At 62.7% G+C, this 15330-nt stretch carries 11 protein-coding genes; 9 read left to right on the top strand and 2 right to left on the bottom strand.

Features of this window, described 5'->3' with window-relative positions; genetic code table 11:
* The first annotated feature begins 53 nt into the window (after positions 1-53).
* From lepA to AC0L2H_RS06605, 8 genes are all read left to right on the top strand, one after another.
* The gene (gene lepA / locus AC0L2H_RS06640; RefSeq protein WP_473589454.1) at positions 54-1859 is read left to right on the top strand and encodes a translation elongation factor 4; all 1806 of its coding nucleotides are present in this window, start codon (positions 54-56) and stop codon (positions 1857-1859) included.
* Between the two features lie 268 nt (positions 1860-2127).
* A complete protein-coding gene (locus AC0L2H_RS06635) occupies positions 2128-2691 on the top strand; it encodes an ABC-three component system protein (protein WP_473589453.1) in 564 nt (187 codons plus the stop codon).
* A complete protein-coding gene (locus tag AC0L2H_RS06630) occupies positions 2688-3209 on the top strand; it encodes an ABC-three component system middle component 5 (protein ID WP_473589452.1) in 522 nt (173 codons plus the stop codon). The genes AC0L2H_RS06635 and AC0L2H_RS06630 overlap by 4 nt, the downstream gene beginning before the upstream one ends.
* Positions 3199-5124, top strand: a complete 1926-nt coding sequence (locus AC0L2H_RS06625; RefSeq protein ID WP_473589451.1) for an AAA family ATPase — start codon at positions 3199-3201, stop codon at positions 5122-5124. The genes AC0L2H_RS06630 and AC0L2H_RS06625 overlap by 11 nt, the downstream gene beginning before the upstream one ends.
* Positions 5125-5301: 177 nt before the next feature.
* Positions 5302-5478, top strand: coding sequence for a hypothetical protein (locus AC0L2H_RS06620; protein WP_473589450.1), 177 nt, complete (start codon positions 5302-5304; stop codon positions 5476-5478).
* A 65-nt stretch (positions 5479-5543) separates the two neighbouring features.
* Complete coding sequence (locus AC0L2H_RS06615) at positions 5544-6170, top strand: CDGSH iron-sulfur domain-containing protein (RefSeq protein ID WP_473589449.1); 627 nt, start codon at positions 5544-5546, stop codon at positions 6168-6170.
* 246 nt (positions 6171-6416) lie between these two features.
* Positions 6417-8444: a hydantoinase/oxoprolinase N-terminal domain-containing protein gene (locus AC0L2H_RS06610; protein ID WP_473589448.1), complete on the top strand. Its 2028-nt coding sequence runs from the start codon at positions 6417-6419 to the stop codon at positions 8442-8444.
* A 269-nt stretch (positions 8445-8713) separates the two neighbouring features.
* A complete protein-coding gene (locus tag AC0L2H_RS06605; protein WP_473589447.1) occupies positions 8714-10888 on the top strand; it encodes a malate synthase G in 2175 nt (724 codons plus the stop codon).
* 205 nt (positions 10889-11093) lie between these two features.
* Here AC0L2H_RS06605 and AC0L2H_RS06600 read toward each other — a convergent pair whose 3' ends face one another.
* Together AC0L2H_RS06600 and gshB are read right to left on the bottom strand one after the other, a co-directional pair.
* A complete protein-coding gene (locus AC0L2H_RS06600) occupies positions 11094-12626 on the bottom strand; it encodes a YifB family Mg chelatase-like AAA ATPase (protein ID WP_473589446.1) in 1533 nt (510 codons plus the stop codon).
* Between the two features lie 144 nt (positions 12627-12770).
* The gene (gene gshB, locus AC0L2H_RS06595; protein WP_473589445.1) at positions 12771-13712 is read right to left on the bottom strand and encodes a glutathione synthase; all 942 of its coding nucleotides are present in this window, start codon (positions 13710-13712) and stop codon (positions 12771-12773) included.
* 217 nt (positions 13713-13929) lie between these two features.
* Between gshB and AC0L2H_RS06590 the strand changes: the two genes are divergently transcribed.
* The gene (locus AC0L2H_RS06590) at positions 13930-15279 is read left to right on the top strand and encodes a putative bifunctional diguanylate cyclase/phosphodiesterase (RefSeq protein WP_473589444.1); all 1350 of its coding nucleotides are present in this window, start codon (positions 13930-13932) and stop codon (positions 15277-15279) included.
* Positions 15280-15330 lie beyond the last annotated feature (51 nt).

Here is a 15330-nt window from a genome sequence, read left to right as displayed (position 1 = left end):
CCCCACCGCCCGGCCGCTTGCCCCCTTAACCCGCCCCTGCTAAAGCGCGCGGCATGACCACGCCGCTCGACCACATCCGCAATTTCTCCATCGTCGCCCATATCGACCATGGCAAATCCACGCTTGCCGACCGGCTGATCCAGTCCACCGGCGGGCTGGAGCTGCGCGACATGAAGGAGCAGGTGCTGGACTCGATGGATATCGAGCGCGAGCGCGGCATCACCATCAAGGCGCAGACGGTGCGGCTGAAATACCGCGCCAACAATGGCGAGGACTATATCCTCAACCTCATCGACACGCCCGGCCATGTCGACTTCGCCTATGAAGTGTCGCGCTCGCTGGCCGCCTGCGAGGGCTCGCTGCTGGTCGTCGACGCCTCTCAAGGCGTCGAGGCGCAGACGCTGGCCAATGTCTACCAGGCCATCGACAACAACCACGAGATCGTCGTGGTGCTGAACAAGGTCGACCTGCCGGCCGCCGAGCCCGAGCGCATCCGCGAGCAGGTCGAGGAAGTCATCGGCATCGACGCCTCCAACGCCGTGCTGATCTCGGCCAAGACCGGGCTGGGCATCCCCGACGTCCTGGAGGCCATCGTCCACCAATTGCCGCCGCCGCGCGAGGGCGACATATCAGCCCCGCTCAAGGCCATGCTGGTCGACAGCTGGTATGATGCCTATCTCGGCGTCATCGTGCTGGTCCGCATCATCGACGGCGTGCTGAAGAAGGGCCAGACCATCCGCATGATGGGCACCGGCGCCAAATATCTGGTCGAGCGCACCGGCGTCTTCACGCCCGCCCGCATCAATGTCGACGAGCTCGGCCCCGGCGAGTTCGGCTTCTTCACCGGCTCGATCAAGGAAGTGGCCGACACCCGCGTCGGCGACACCATCACCGAGGACAAGCGCGCCACCGCCCATGCGCTGCCCGGCTTCAAGCCGGCGCAGCCGGTGGTGTTCTGCGGCCTGTTCCCGGTCGACGCCGCCGATTTCGAGGATCTGCGCGCCGCCGTCGGCAAACTCCGCCTCAATGACGCTTCTTTCTCTTATGAGATGGAAACCAGCGCCGCGCTCGGCTTCGGCTATCGCTGCGGCTTCCTTGGCTTGCTGCATCTCGAAATCATCCAGGAGCGGCTGGAGCGCGAGTTCAACCTCGACCTCATCGCCACTGCGCCCTCGGTCGTCTATCGGCTGCTGTTGACCGACGGGTCGATGAAAGAGCTGCACAACCCGGCCGACATGCCCGACGTGGTGAAAATCTCGGCCATCGAGGAGCCCTGGATCCGCGCCACCATCCTCACTCCCGACGACTATCTCGGCGGCATCCTGAAGCTCTGCCAGGACCGGCGCGGCATCCAGGCCGACCTCTCCTATGTCGGCAAGCGCGCCATGCTGACCTACGATCTGCCGCTCAACGAGGTCGTCTTCGATTTCTACGACCGCCTGAAATCGATCTCCAAGGGCTACGCCTCCTTCGACTATCACCTGACCGACTATCGCGAGGGCGACCTGGTGAAAATGTCGATCCTGGTCAATGAGGAGCCGGTCGACGCGCTGTCGATGCTGGTCCACCGCACGGCGGCGGAAAAGCGCGGCCGCCAGATGTGCGAAAAGCTGAAGGAGCTGATCCCGCACCATCTCTTCAAGATCCCGATCCAGGCCGCCATCGGCGGCAAGGTCATCGCCCGCGAAACCATCTCGGCGCTGCGCAAAGACGTCACCGCCAAATGCTACGGCGGCGACGTCTCGCGCAAACGCAAGCTGCTCGACAAGCAGAAAGAGGGCAAGAAGCGGATGAGGCAGTTCGGCAAGGTCGATATTCCGCAGGAGGCATTTATCCAGGCCTTAAAAATGGGTGACTAGCTTCTTAAGTAGTGCCTAGGGCAAAAAAATGATGCTAGTGTGCCCCAGAGTTGGGGGGTGATTCATGGCAACAATCGCGAACTACATTTCCGAAATAGTTAGCTTTTTAGTTGGCGCTGGCGCCGGCTGCCTTATAACATTTCAAGTTACAAAAAATCGCGCAGGCCCCGGCGGGACCGCCGTTAATCAGGCCGGAGCTACCGCTGGCGGCGACATGGTAGGCCGCGACAAGACGACTACAAAATAGCTTGCCTACAGGGGCGCGTAAGTGACTACCACCGTTGATCAATCGGGGGCCCGTGCCGAGCATGATATGGCGGGGCGCGATATCCGCAAGACGTACAACTATGTTGCTGCCAGTCGGGTAGGCGCAGTCGAGAAATTGCTTAAAAAGCTCGAAGCCGAAATGGAGCAGAGTCAAACTGTCAAGGATACCATTGATCGCCTTCAGAGGTACTATTCTCAGCGCTCGCACGACGGGGTTGAGGGGTTGAAAGCAAAACTGGAAGTGAGCGGGCGTATCGACTCTTATTCCGATGCTATCGAAATGAAAGAGATGTTCGTTAAACTTTTGGAACATTGGTCGCTCTACTCGTCGGCGCAAGAGATTATTGTTCATCTCTTGGCCAGGGCGGAGCGTCAGTTTAATGACGTTATATTGCCTCAGATATCTGTATGCAATACATCTGAGATAAACAAAATTGTCGGCGACTTAATTATAGATCCTACCGTAGACGACTGTGGTGGAAGCGTGATTAAAGTCGACCATAACACGGCAACGGGAATGATTTATTGGCTTGCAGAGCAATGTTTTGTACGCTGGCATAAATGACCCAGTTATCGTTTCAGCCCGCTTTTGATGCGTTTCATGCAGTCTTCCGCCTTTTGCGGCTCCGTGATTTGGTCGCAGCGGTGGGACCGTTGCCTTATGAAAAGGTCCGCATATTAGACTTCTACCTACTCTTCCCACATCAGATTCAAAACATTCGCCTAGCGCCAAAACATCAGAGGCTCAAAAAGTTGTCTGAGAGGTATGCGCACATGAAGCCGTACGGAGAACTGCCAGACAGACGACTGCTCTTCGAGCGTATGGCACCTATGCAGACGGCGGCGATCGAAACGCTCTCCGCTCGGTCCCTCGTGAGCGGTCCGGCTCTTGAAAAAGGTGACGTCAGTACCTCAGAGAGCACTATTCCGCCCGAACTGGCCCAGCGCGTCAGGCAGATCAATGAATCACAATCAGATCTCATGGAGTTTCTGACGACGCTGGCAAGCGATTATCCGCTGTCTGGGGACAATGGGCTAAAGGCAAGAACTGGCTTGATGGAGCATCGATACGATGCGGTATGAGCCAACGCTAATAGTAACGAGAGTTATCGTCGAGAGAAACGACGTCAAAGTCTATAATGAGAGCTTCCATTCGGGGGTTAACGTTGTTCGAGGGGACAATTCCTCTGGTAAATCGACAGTATTGAATTTTATATTCTATGGCTTAGGGGGCGAATTGGCAGATTGGAGTGCCGTCGCCCGCCTCTGCACGAGAGTCGTCATTGAAGCGCGGATCAACGGACGTATGGTAACTCTCAGTCGGGAGATTTCCGAATCCAGCGGACAGCAACCTATGGAGATTTTTGGGGGGCCGTATGACGTAGCGGCGGATGCGCCTCGGTCTGAATGGATACGCTATCCGTATAAAAGTACGAGCAACCGAGAAAGCTTCTCGCAGGCGGTTTTCAACCTTCTTGGAATTCCGGAGGTCTCTAGTGATCTATCCGGCAATATAACGATGCATCAAATTCTAAGACTACTATATGCAGACCAATTAAGTCCGATCGAGGACATCTTTCGATTTGAGCGGTTCGACCAGGCGAATTTGCGCGATACGGTGGGGCGCTTACTCTGCGGCGCATACGACAGCGCTCTCTATGACAACGATCAGAAGATTAGGGAATACTCGAAGGAATTGGATAAAGTTATTGGACAGCTACACAGTCTGTTCACCGTCCTTGGAAAAGTTGGCGGATCAGATCAAGGCTTAACTCCTGCGTGGATTGAAGCTCAAAGGGCCAGCTTGGAGCAAGAGCGGGCCAACCTCCAAGCCGCCATCGAGCAAGCTGAGGCAATACTTTTTTCCAGCGAATCAGATGACAAATTCACTCTGGCCTCTCAAGACAAAGCCTACCGCCAAGTTCAAGTGATTCAAGAAAACCTTGTGAGAGTTCGACAGCAACGAGACGGGCTAACGCTAACTATCGTAGACTCGGATTCGTTCATTTCGAGCCTTCGCAACAAAGTCGAAGCCCTCAAGGATTCGTCAAAGGTGGTCGAACATATCGGCGAGGTCCGCTTTCAGCGCTGTCCTGCCTGTTATGCGCCATTAGACGACGACCCAGTGCCTCATGCTTGCCACCTCTGTAAGACCCCGTTCGACTCAGAGCAAACTCAAGTACGCATATCGGCTCTAATTCTCGACACGAGTCTGCAGATCAGCCAGTCCGAGGAGCTTCAGCGAAAGCGGAATGAGCGCCTTGCTCAGCTTGGTAGTCAGCTAGAGACCTTGGAGGAGCAATGGCGTCAGGCTACTCGGCACTTGGCATCGGTGCAGCGTCTTCCATCCACGTCAGCACGCGAGCAACTTGGTGAGCTCAATCGGCGCTCAGGGTATTTAGACCGCCAAGTTGAAGATCTTGATCAGAAGGCACTTTTGGTTGAGACGATTCGGGAGTTGTCTGCTCGGCGAGAAGAATTGGAAGCCGCGATTTCGGGCCTGAAATCCCAGAACGAGACCCTGCGAGCGCAGCAACAAAATCGATTGTCTATCGCCTACACGAGAATTGCAGATGAAGTGAGAGAGTTATTGAGAAATGACTTGAGAAGGCAAGACATATTCGAAGATCCAGAAGAGGTAAGTTTTACCTTTGGCCAGAACAAAATTAGCGTCAACGGCGAAAATTATTTCTCCGCCAGCTCAAGAGCGATTTTGAAGAGCAGTTTCTATCTCGGATTCTTGGCTGCTGCGACTAAGACCGAATTCTTCCGCCATCCTCGTTTCTGCATGATCGATACCCATGAAAATATGGGGGTCGAGGCAATTCGAAGCCAGAACTTTCAATTGCAAATCCTTCGGGTGTCCAAGGAGAGCAAAGTTGAACATCAAATAATATATGCAACTGCTATGATCGAGCCCGAATTGGAGGACGACGTCTATACGGTTGGAGCGTTTTCTACGAGTGATGAAAAGACTATCGGCATCAGATTTTCTTGATGCACAGTGGCCGCACTTCAAACTCGGGACCGCCGCGCCGCCTAGTCTTCGGCGGCAGGGGGTTAAGCAGTGGCCAATGTCCAAGTGACTGAGGTGTCCGTCGCGGCCTTTCCGCTGACGCACCTTTGAGAACATCCCGCCCTGCACTATCCTCTACCCAACTCGGGGAAGCACCACATGCGCACCACTTCAGACGCCACCGCCGCGATCGGCCTCGCCATAGGCGGCGCCTTCGGTCTGGCCGGCACCTTCGTCGCCAGCGCCCCGCTCCGCGAAACGCTCTGGGCGATCGACGGCGTGGCGCTTGTGGTGGCCGCCGCGCTGCTGACGATGAATTCCAGCGGCTGGCATTGACTGTTCGCCAGCTTGACGCCGTCCTGACCCCCGGCCATAGCGTAACCCGACAGGAGACCCCACCCATGGCAGGCACGGTCGAAGGCGAGAAAATCGATGTCGGCTTTTCCGGCCGGCGCTGCATCCATTCGCGCAATTGCGTGCTGGGCGATCCGCATGTCTTCGTGCCCAACGCGCCCGGCCAGTGGATCCATCCCGAGGCGGCCAGTGTCGAGAAGATCGTGGCGATCGCCGAAAGCTGCCCGTCCGGCGCCATCACCTATGGCAGGAAGGATGGCGGCCCGCAGGAAAAGCCGCCGGCGGTCAACACCGTGCGGCTCAGGGAAAACGGCCCGCTGGCGGTGCATGCGGAGATCGTACTCGGCGGCGAGACTTCTTATCGCGCCACGCTCTGCCGCTGCGGCCTGTCGCAGAATAAGCCGTTCTGCGACAACAGTCACATCAAGGCCGGCTTCACCGCCACCGGCGAGCCGCCGCTGAAGGAGGCGCAGGTGCTGGAGGCGCATGACGGGCCGCTGACGGTGACGCCCACCGCCAACGGCCCGCTGAAGCTCGAAGGCAATGCCGAGATCGTCACCGGTACCGGCCACACCATCGCACGCACCACCAAGGTTTTCCTCTGCCGCTGCGGCCATTCGGCCAACAAGCCGTTCTGCGATGGCAGCCACAAACGCGTGGGGTTTGTGGGGTAGGCGCTGGTAATCTCCCCCCTCGAGGGGGAGATGTCGCCGAAGGCGACAGAGGGGGTCGCCTCGCATGGAGCGCCGGCATCTTCTGTCCGCGATGGGGCGTCGCGTCAGGACGTACCGACCCCCTCTGGCCTGCCGGCCATCTCCCCCGCAAGGGGGGAGATCACCTCTTCTTGGCCCATCTCTCTTGCCTTTATCCGCCGTTCCGTATCGGCTAAGGGGCGGGGACGAAATTCGCCGGACCAGCCAATGACCGCCAAGCCCAAACCCTCGCCTTTGTTCCTCGGCATCGACACCGGCGGCACCTACACCGATGCCGTGCTGTGGTCGGAAGCCGGCGGTCCCCAGGGCAAGGTGCTGGCCAAGGCCAAGGCGCTGACCACGCGCCATGATCTGGCGGTCGGCATATCGGGTGCGGTCGATGCGGTGCTGGAGAAATCCGCCACCGATCCGGCCGCGATCAAACTGGTGTCGATGTCGACGACGCTCGCCACCAACGCGCTGGTCGAAGGGCAGGGCGGGCGCGTGGCGCTGGTGATGATCGGTTTTTCCGAGGGCGACCTCGCCCGCGACGGGCTGAAGGCGGCACTCGGCACCGACCCGGTCGTGTTTTGCCCCGGCGGCCATGATGTCCACGGCAATGCGGCAAAGCTCGACCTCGCCGGGCTGGAGGCCGCACTGCCGGAGCTCGGCGCCTCGGTGTCGGGCTTCGCCGTCTGCGCCTATTTCGCTACGCGCAACCCGGCGCATGAGATCGCTGCCCGTGAACTCATCCGCGACAAGACCGGCCTGCCGGTCACCGCCAGCCACGAATTGTCGGCCAAGCTCGGGGGCCCGCGCCGGGCGCTCACCACGCTGCTCAACGCCCGGCTGATCTCGATGATCGACCGGCTGGTGGCGGCGACCGAAGGGTTTTTGGCCGCCCGCAAGATCGCCGCCCCGTTGATGGTGGTGCGCGGCGACGGCGCGCTGGTCTCGGCGGCCTTTGCCCGCCAGCGGCCGATCGAGACCATTCTTTCAGGCCCGGCCGCCAGCCTGGTCGGCGCCCGCCACATGACCGGGCTCGACAATGCGGTGGTCTCCGACATCGGCGGCACCACCACCGACGTCGCCGTGCTCGATCAGGGCCGTCCCCGGCTCGATCCGGAAGGCGCCACGGTCGGCGGCTTCCGCACCATGGTCGAGGCGGTGGCCATGCGCACCTTTGGCCTCGGTGGCGATTCCGAAGTGGCGCTGGAGGATGGCGCGCTCAATCCGAAAATCCTGCTCGGACCGCGCCGCCTGGTGCCGCTGGCGCTGGCCGGCATGGTGCATGGCGAGGCCGTCACCTCTGAACTGGAGCGCCAGCTGCGCGCGCCGAATCCCGGCCGCATGGATGGCCGCTTCGCCCTGCGCACCGGCGTGCCGGAGCGGCTCGCCGCCGGCCTCACCGCGCCGGAAGCGCGGCTCTACGAGACGATCGGCAGCGTGCCGCTGGCGCTGGACAGGCTGCTCACCTCGAACGCCCAGAACGCCACCCTGAACCGGCTGGTGTCGCGCGGCCTGGTGCATATTTCAGGCTTCACCCCTTCGGATGCCGCCCACGTGCTGGGCAAGCAGGCCAACTGGGATGCGGCGACCGCCCGGCTCGGCGCCGAGCTATTCATGCGCAAGCGCGACGGCCGCGGCCAGTTCATCGCCGCCACGCCGGAGGCGATCTCGGAACGGGTGCTGCTGACGCTGACGCGCTGGTCGGCCGAATACATCCTCGAAACCGCCTTCGCCGAGGACGGGCTGGATGGCGCCGCCACCGTGGCGCATGCGCTGGTGCAGCGCGCCGTCGATGCACACCCCGGCATCGCCCGGCTCAGCGTCGCGCTCGACCGTCCGGTCATCGGCCTCGGCGCCTCGGCGCCGCTGCATTATGCCGGCCTCGCCGAACTGGTCGGCAATGACTGCGTCGTGCCCGAGGATACCGACGTCGCCAACGCGCTCGGCGCCGTCGTCGGCCAGGTCCGCGTCTCGGCCGAGGCCCGCGTCAGTCAGCCCAAGGAAGGGCTGTTCCGCGTTTCGTCGGGGGAGACGGTGCGCGATTTTCTCGACGAGGCCACAGCGATCGCGGCGGCCGAGGCCGATGTCCGCGCGCTCGCCGCCGGGCGGGCGAAAGATGCCGGCACCGACAGCGCCGAGATCGAAATCGCCAGCGAGTTCAGCGTCTCGACGGTCGAGGGGCAGCGCATGTTCATCGAGGCGCATGTCGTGGCGGTGGCGTCGGGAAGGCCGAGGATTGCGGTGTGAGCACGTAATCTCCCCCCTCGAGGGGGAGATGTCGCCGAAGGCGACAGAGGGGGTCGTCTCGCGTGGAGCGCTATTCTTTCTATCGCAGGAGGCCGGGCCCGGCGTGAAAGGTCGAGCCCGGTCGGACCGACCCCCTCTGGCCTGCCGGCCATCTCCCCCTCGAGGGGGGAGATTGGCGCCCCAAAATCCACCCCTTCACCCTAAGCTGAATTGACCCTGCCGGCCCAACATGCCAAAGGCGCGCAAAGCCTTCGCCTGGAGAAGCCCTGATGACCGATCGCATCGAGATCGCCGGATTGCGGATTGCCCGCGAATTGCACGACTTCGTCGCCAACGAAGCGCTGCCGGGGACCGGCATCGAGGCGGACGCCTTCTGGGCCGGCTTTGCTGCCATCGTTAGCGATTTAGCGCCGAAGAACCGGGCGCTGCTGGAAAAGCGCGACGCCATGCAGGAAAAGCTCGACGGCTGGTACCGCGACAATGGCGCCCCGGTCGACATGGAAGCCTACAAGTCCTTCCTGAAGGAGATCGGCTATCTCGTGCCGGAAGGGCCGGCCTTCTCGGTCGCCACCGGCAATGTCGATCCGGAGATCGCCCGGGTTGCCGGGCCGCAGCTCGTCGTGCCGGTGATGAATGCGCGCTATGCGCTGAACGCCGCCAATGCCCGCTGGGGCTCGCTCTATGACGCGCTTTACGGCACCGACGCCATCCCCGAGACCGAAGGCGCCGAAAAGGGCAAGGGCTTCAACCCCGCGCGCGGCGCGAAGGTCATCGCCTGGGCGAAGAATTTCCTCGATGAGGCGGTGCCGCTCACCTCGGGCAAATGGGCGGGGGTGAACGGGCTTTCGATCGCCAATGGCATGCTGCGGCTGGGCGAGGGCGCGGGCGCCAGCACGCTGGCCGACCCCAGGCAATTTGCCGGCTATCGCGGCGATGCCGCCAATCCCGATGCTGTCCTGCTGGTCAGGAACGGGCTGCACATCGAGATCGTCATCGACCGCGCCAACCAGATCGGCCGCACCGATCCGGCTGGGATTGCCGATGTCGTGCTGGAATCGGCGCTGACCACCATCCAGGACTGCGAGGATTCGGTCGCGGCGGTGGATGCGCAGGACAAGGTCGTGGTCTACCGCAACTGGCTCGGCCTGATGAAGGGCGACCTGGCGGAAGAGATCACCAAGGCCGGCAAGACTTTTACCCGCAAGCTCAATCCCGACCGCGCCTACACCGCGCCCGATGGTGGCGCACTCACGCTGCCCGGCCGCTCGCTGATGCTGGTGCGCAATGTCGGCCACCTCATGACCAATCCGGCGATTCTTGACCGCGACGGCAACGAGGTGCCGGAAGGCATCATGGATGCGGCCATGACGGCGCTGATCGCATTGCACGATGTCGGGCCGAAGGGGCGGCGGATGAATTCCCGCGCGGGCTCGATGTATGTCGTGAAGCCCAAGATGCACGGACCGGAGGAAGTCGCCTTCGCCGTCGAGATCTTCGACCGCGTCGAGGCGCTGCTCGGCATGGCCAGCAATACCATCAAGATGGGCATCATGGACGAGGAGCGGCGCACCACCGTCAATCTCAAGGAGGCGATCCGCACGGCAAAAGACCGCGTCGTCTTCATCAACACCGGCTTCCTAGACCGCACCGGCGACGAGATCCACACTTCGATGGAAGCCGGCCCGATGATCCGCAAGGGTGACATGAAGCAGGCCGCCTGGATTGCCGCCTACGAAGCCTGGAATGTCGACACGGGCTTGGAATGCGGGCTGGCCGGCCACGCCCAGATCGGCAAGGGCATGTGGGCGATGCCGGACCTGATGGCGGCGATGCTGGAACAGAAGATCGCCCACCCCAACGCCGGCGCAAACACCGCCTGGGTGCCGTCGCCGACGGCGGCGACGCTGCATGCCACGCATTATCACAAGGTCGATGTGCAGGCCGTCCAGGCGGCGCTGAAGAACCGGCCCAAGGCCAGGCTCGACGACATCCTCTCTGTGCCGGTGGCGGTGCGGCCGAACTGGTCGCCGGCCGACATCCAGGCCGAGCTCGACAACAATGCGCAAGGCATTCTGGGCTATGTCGTGCGCTGGATCGACCAGGGCGTCGGCTGTTCGAAAGTGCCAGACATCCATGATGTCGGCCTGATGGAAGACCGCGCCACGCTGCGCATCTCCTCGCAGCACATCGCCAACTGGCTGCATCACGGCGTCTGCACCGAGGATCAAGTAATGGAGACGATGCGGCGCATGGCGGCCATTGTCGATCGCCAGAACCAAGGCGACCCACTCTACCGGCCGATGGCGCCGGATTTCGACAGCTCCATCGCCTTCCTCGCCGCCTGCGACCTGGTGTTCAAGGGCCGCGTCCAGCCCAACGGCTACACCGAGCCGGTGCTGCACGCGCGGCGGTTGGAACTGAAAGCGAAAGAGCAGGCGGGCTGAGGTTCCCCTCCCCCTCGAGGGGAGGGTGGCCCGAAGGGCCGGGTGGGGTCGCCGAGGGTCACCTCGGCGTTTCCGAATTTCAAAACGACCCGATTGCGTTGCCATGTTCTTCCCGAGGCGCATAGTCAGAATGGGCGTTGGCGCACCTTACGCAGGACCCCACCCGGCCGCTTCGCGGCCACCCTCCCCTCAAGGGGGAGGGAGCTCACGCTGCCTGCGCCATCCGCTCCGAGCTCATCCGGTAGGAGATCGCCTCGGCCAGATGAATCCGCCCGACCGCCTCGCTGGCGTCGAGATCGGCCAGCGTGCGCGCCACCTTCAGTACGCGGTGATAGGCGCGGGCGGAAAAGCCGAGCTTTTCGCTGGCATCCCTAAGCAGCGACAGGCCCGATGCATCCGGCATCGCGATCTCCTCGATGACCGAAGGCGAGCAATGCGCGTTGGTGGTGGCGGAGGTGACGCCAAGCCGTTCGAAACGTTCGCGCTGGAGCGTGCGGGCGCGCGCCACGCGCAACGCCACATCGGCGCTTTTCTCCGCCCGGTCCGGCCGGATCAGATCGCCGGCCGAGACCGCCGGCACCTCGATCCTGAGATCGATGCGGTCGAGCAGCGGGCCGGAGATGCGCGCCTGGTAGTCGGTGCGGCAGCGGTCGCCGCGCAGGCAGCGATAGCCGGGCTCGCCGGCCATGCCGCAGCGGCACGGGTTCATCGCCGCGACCAGCTGGATGCGCGCCGGATAGGTGACGCGGTGGTTGGCGCGCGCGATCATGCAGTCGCCGGTCTCCAGCGGCTGGCGCAGCGCGTCGAGCGTCTGCGGCGAGAATTCCGGGAATTCGTCGAGGAACAGCACGCCATGATGGGCAAGCGAGGCCTCGCCCGGCCGCACGCGCAAGCCACCGCCGACCATCGCCGCCATCGAGGCTGAATGATGCGGGGCGCGGAATGGCCGCCGGTCGGTCAGCTTGCCCTCGCCGAGCTCGCCGGCGACCGAGGCGATCATCGAGACCTCCAGAAGTTCCTTCGGCGCCAGCGGCGGCAGGATCGACGGCAGCCGCTGCGCCAGCATCGATTTACCCGAGCCTGGCGGGCCGACCATCAGCAGATTGTGTCCGCCGGCCGCCGCCACTTCGAGCGCCCGCTTGGCGCTCTCCTGGCCCTTGATATCGGAGAGGTCGGGCAGGTCGCGCGGCGCCAGCTTGATGCCGGCTTCGGGCCTCGACAGCACCTGCGTGCCGCGAAAATGGTTGGCAATCGCGATCAGGCTGCGCGGCGCCAATATGTCGAACTCCTTGCCGGCCCAGGCCGCTTCCGGCCCGCAGGCGAACGGGCAGATCAGGCCCTTGCCCTCGGCATTGGCGCCGATCGCCGCCGGCAGCGCGCCGGCCACCGCGGCGATGGTGCCGTCGAGCGACAGTTCACCAAGCACGACATAGCCGGCCAGCATGTCGCCCGGAATGGCGCCGAGTGCCGCCATCAAGCCAAGCGCGATCGGCAGATCGTAATGGCTGCCTTCCTTGGGCAGATCGGCCGGCGCCAGATTGACCGTCACCTTCTTCGACGGCATCGACAGGCCGGAGGCATGCAACGCCGCCTGCACCCGCTCGCGGCTTTCGGCCACCGCCTTGTCGGCCAGGCCGACAATATGCATGCCGACCTTGCCCGGCGCGATCATCACCTGCACGTCGACCGGCACGGCCTCGATGCCCTGGAAAGCGACCGTGCGAACCCGCGCCACCATTCTAATCTGCCCCCGGATACCGGCTTGCCCGAAGCCCATGCGATCATGCCGCGAACGGCGTCACCGCAGACAACCACAGATTTCCGTCTTAGGCAAGAACATTACGGGAACAACTGAGCGACGCGTTCGGCGGCGCAAGAGCAATTACTTCCGCTTGCCCTCGACACAATCCCAGAACAGTCCAGCGATATCGGCGCCGCCAAAACGCAGGACCTCGCGCAAGCCGGTCGGCGAGGTCACGTTGATCTCGGTCATGTAGTCGCCGATGACGTCGATGCCGACCAGGATGAAACCGCGCTCTTTCAGCGACGGACCGATGCGCGCGCAGATTTCGCGCTCGCGCTTGGTCAATTCGGTTTTCTCGGCGCGGCCGCCGACATGCATGTTGGAGCGCGAATCGTGCTCGGCCGGCACGCGGTTGATGGCGCCGACCGCCTCGCCGTCGATCAGGATGATCCGCTTGTCGCCCTTGCGCACGTCCTTGAGATAGCGCTGCACGATATAGGGTTCGCGAAACATCTGGCCGAACATTTCAAGCAGCGAGGCGAGGTTACGGTCGGCCTCGTGCAGATGGAAGATGCCGGCGCCGCCATTGCCGTAGAGCGGCTTGACGATGATGTCGCCGAACTCCTTGCGGAAGGCGGCGACTTCCAGGGGATCCTTGGTGATCAGCGTTTCCGGCATCAGGTCGGGAAATTCGGTGACGAATATCTTTTCCGGGCTGTTGCGCACCCAGGCCGGGTCGTTGACGACCAATGTCCTGGGATGGATGCGTTCGAGGATATGCGTCGTCGTGATGTAGTTCATGTCGAAAGGCGGATCCTGCCTGAGCAGGATGACATCCATCTCGGACAGGTCGGTGCGCACCTTCTCGCCCAGCGAATAGTGGTTGCCCTTCTCGTCGCGGACTTTCAGCTCCTCGATGCGCGCGAACACCTTGCCGTCGCGCATGGACAGCCGGTCGGGCGTGTAGTGAAACAGCTGATGGCCGCGCCGCTGCGCTTCCAGCGACAGCGCGAACGAGGTATCGCCGGCAATCGAGACGGTGGAGACGTGGTCCATCTGGACGGCGACTTTCAACTTCACGGCAGGTCTCCAAGGCTTTGAATCCATGCATCGCGCTTTCCGAAGATCGGGCCGATGCATCGAGAGCGATATACGGAACTTGGCGCCTTCTGCCAATTGGCCAGAGCCCATATGACGCACGCTTCGCTTGGCGCAGGGATACCTTTCCTAAACGGTTTGCTGCCAGTGTTTGCCGCCAGTGTCGGAATTCATTCCGGCTTGAAAGACAGGGACACCGATGCAAACTCCGTTTGGCACCGGGCAGACAGGCAGGGACAGCACGGATCAGGCCTTCACCGATCCGCTGACCGGGCTGGGCAATCATCGCCGCTTCTTCGACAAGGTCGACCGCCTGATCGGCGACCGCGCCGACGACCCCGCGCCCTTCGCCGTCGGCATCCTCGATCTCGACGGCTTCAAGCCGATCAACGACCTGTTCGGACACAAGGCCGGCGACGACATACTGGTCCAGGTGGCCATGCGGCTGCGCGCTTCGATGGACAGCTACTCCACCGTCTGCCGCATCGGCGCCGACGAATACGCCTTTCTCTATCCGATGGTGTTCAGCGAAGAGGCGGTCGCCGCAAGAGCGCGCATGCTGATCGAGATACTCTCGGCGCCCTACGATGTCGGCGAACGCACCGCCAGGCTTTCGGCCTCGGTCGGCTGCTCGCTGTTCTATTCGGGCGACGAGACCACCGAGATTCTGGTCAGAAAGGCCGAGACGGCGCTCTATCATGCCAAGCGTTCGGGCCGCGGGCGGGTCGTCGTCTACAGCCGGGAAATGGAAGAGGCGGCCAAGCGCGTCACCCGCATCGAGCAGGCGCTGCGCCGCGCGGTTTCGGCCGGCGAGGTCGAGCCGTATTTCCAGCCGATCGTCGATCTCAGGACCCGCCGCGCCGTCGGCTTCGAGACGCTGGCGCGCTGGACCGATCGCGACCTGGGTTCGGTCTCGCCGACGGTTTTCATCCCGATCGCCGAAGAACGCGGCATCATCGGCCCCCTGTCGCAGCTTGTGTTGCGCAAGGCCGCCGAGGCGGCCAGGAGCTGGCCGAAAGACCTGTTCCTGTCCTTCAACCTGTCGCCCTCCCAGCTCGTCGACCAGAACACCGGCCTGCACATATTGTCGATCCTCGACCGCACCGGCTTCGATCCGCGCCGGCTGGAGATCGAGATCACCGAAACCGGCCTGATGAACGATCCGGCGTCCGCCGAGAAGATCGTCGAGGACCTGCGCCGCGTCGGCATCCGTGTCTCGCTTGATGATTTCGGCACCGGCCAGTCCTCGCTCGGGCGGCTGCGCGAATTCCATTTCGACAAGCTCAAGATCGACCGCGCCTTCGTCGCCTCCATTCTCGACGATCGCCCGTCGGAACACATTATCCGGGCAATCCTGGCCATGTGCGAAGGGCTCGGCATGGATGTGGTCGCCGAGGGTATCGAAGAGGAGGCGCAGGCCCGGCGTCTCGTTCAGTTCGGCTGCGCCGGCGGGCAGGGGTTCCTGTTCGGCCGGCCGGCCGATGCCGACGCCACACTCGCCTATATCAGGAATTCGTTCCGCAGCGACATGCGCGCAACAGTGGCCTGACGACCGGCGGCGCCGCCGCCGCGGCGCGACGATCCCTGTCAGACTTGATGC

This window comes from Mesorhizobium sp. WSM4871 (genome assembly GCF_055811295.1).
The sequence above is the reverse complement of the archived record's forward strand: the minus strand, read 5'-3'. Positions and strand labels throughout refer to the sequence as shown.

Coding starts and splice junctions, on each gene's coding strand:
- lepA (WP_473589454.1), top strand. CDS start 54: ATGACCACGCCGCTCGACCACATCCGCAATTTCTCCATCGTCGCCCAT.
- AC0L2H_RS06630 (WP_473589452.1), top strand. CDS start 2,688: ATGACCCAGTTATCGTTTCAGCCCGCTTTTGATGCGTTTCATGCAGTC.
- AC0L2H_RS06625 (WP_473589451.1), top strand. CDS start 3,199: ATGCGGTATGAGCCAACGCTAATAGTAACGAGAGTTATCGTCGAGAGA.
- AC0L2H_RS06620 (WP_473589450.1), top strand. CDS start 5,302: ATGCGCACCACTTCAGACGCCACCGCCGCGATCGGCCTCGCCATAGGC.
- AC0L2H_RS06615 (WP_473589449.1), top strand. CDS start 5,544: ATGGCAGGCACGGTCGAAGGCGAGAAAATCGATGTCGGCTTTTCCGGC.
- AC0L2H_RS06610 (WP_473589448.1), top strand. CDS start 6,417: ATGACCGCCAAGCCCAAACCCTCGCCTTTGTTCCTCGGCATCGACACC.
- AC0L2H_RS06605 (WP_473589447.1), top strand. CDS start 8,714: ATGACCGATCGCATCGAGATCGCCGGATTGCGGATTGCCCGCGAATTG.
- AC0L2H_RS06600 (WP_473589446.1), bottom strand. CDS start 12,626: ATGGTGGCGCGGGTTCGCACGGTCGCTTTCCAGGGCATCGAGGCCGTG.
- AC0L2H_RS06590 (WP_473589444.1), top strand. CDS start 13,930: ATGCAAACTCCGTTTGGCACCGGGCAGACAGGCAGGGACAGCACGGAT.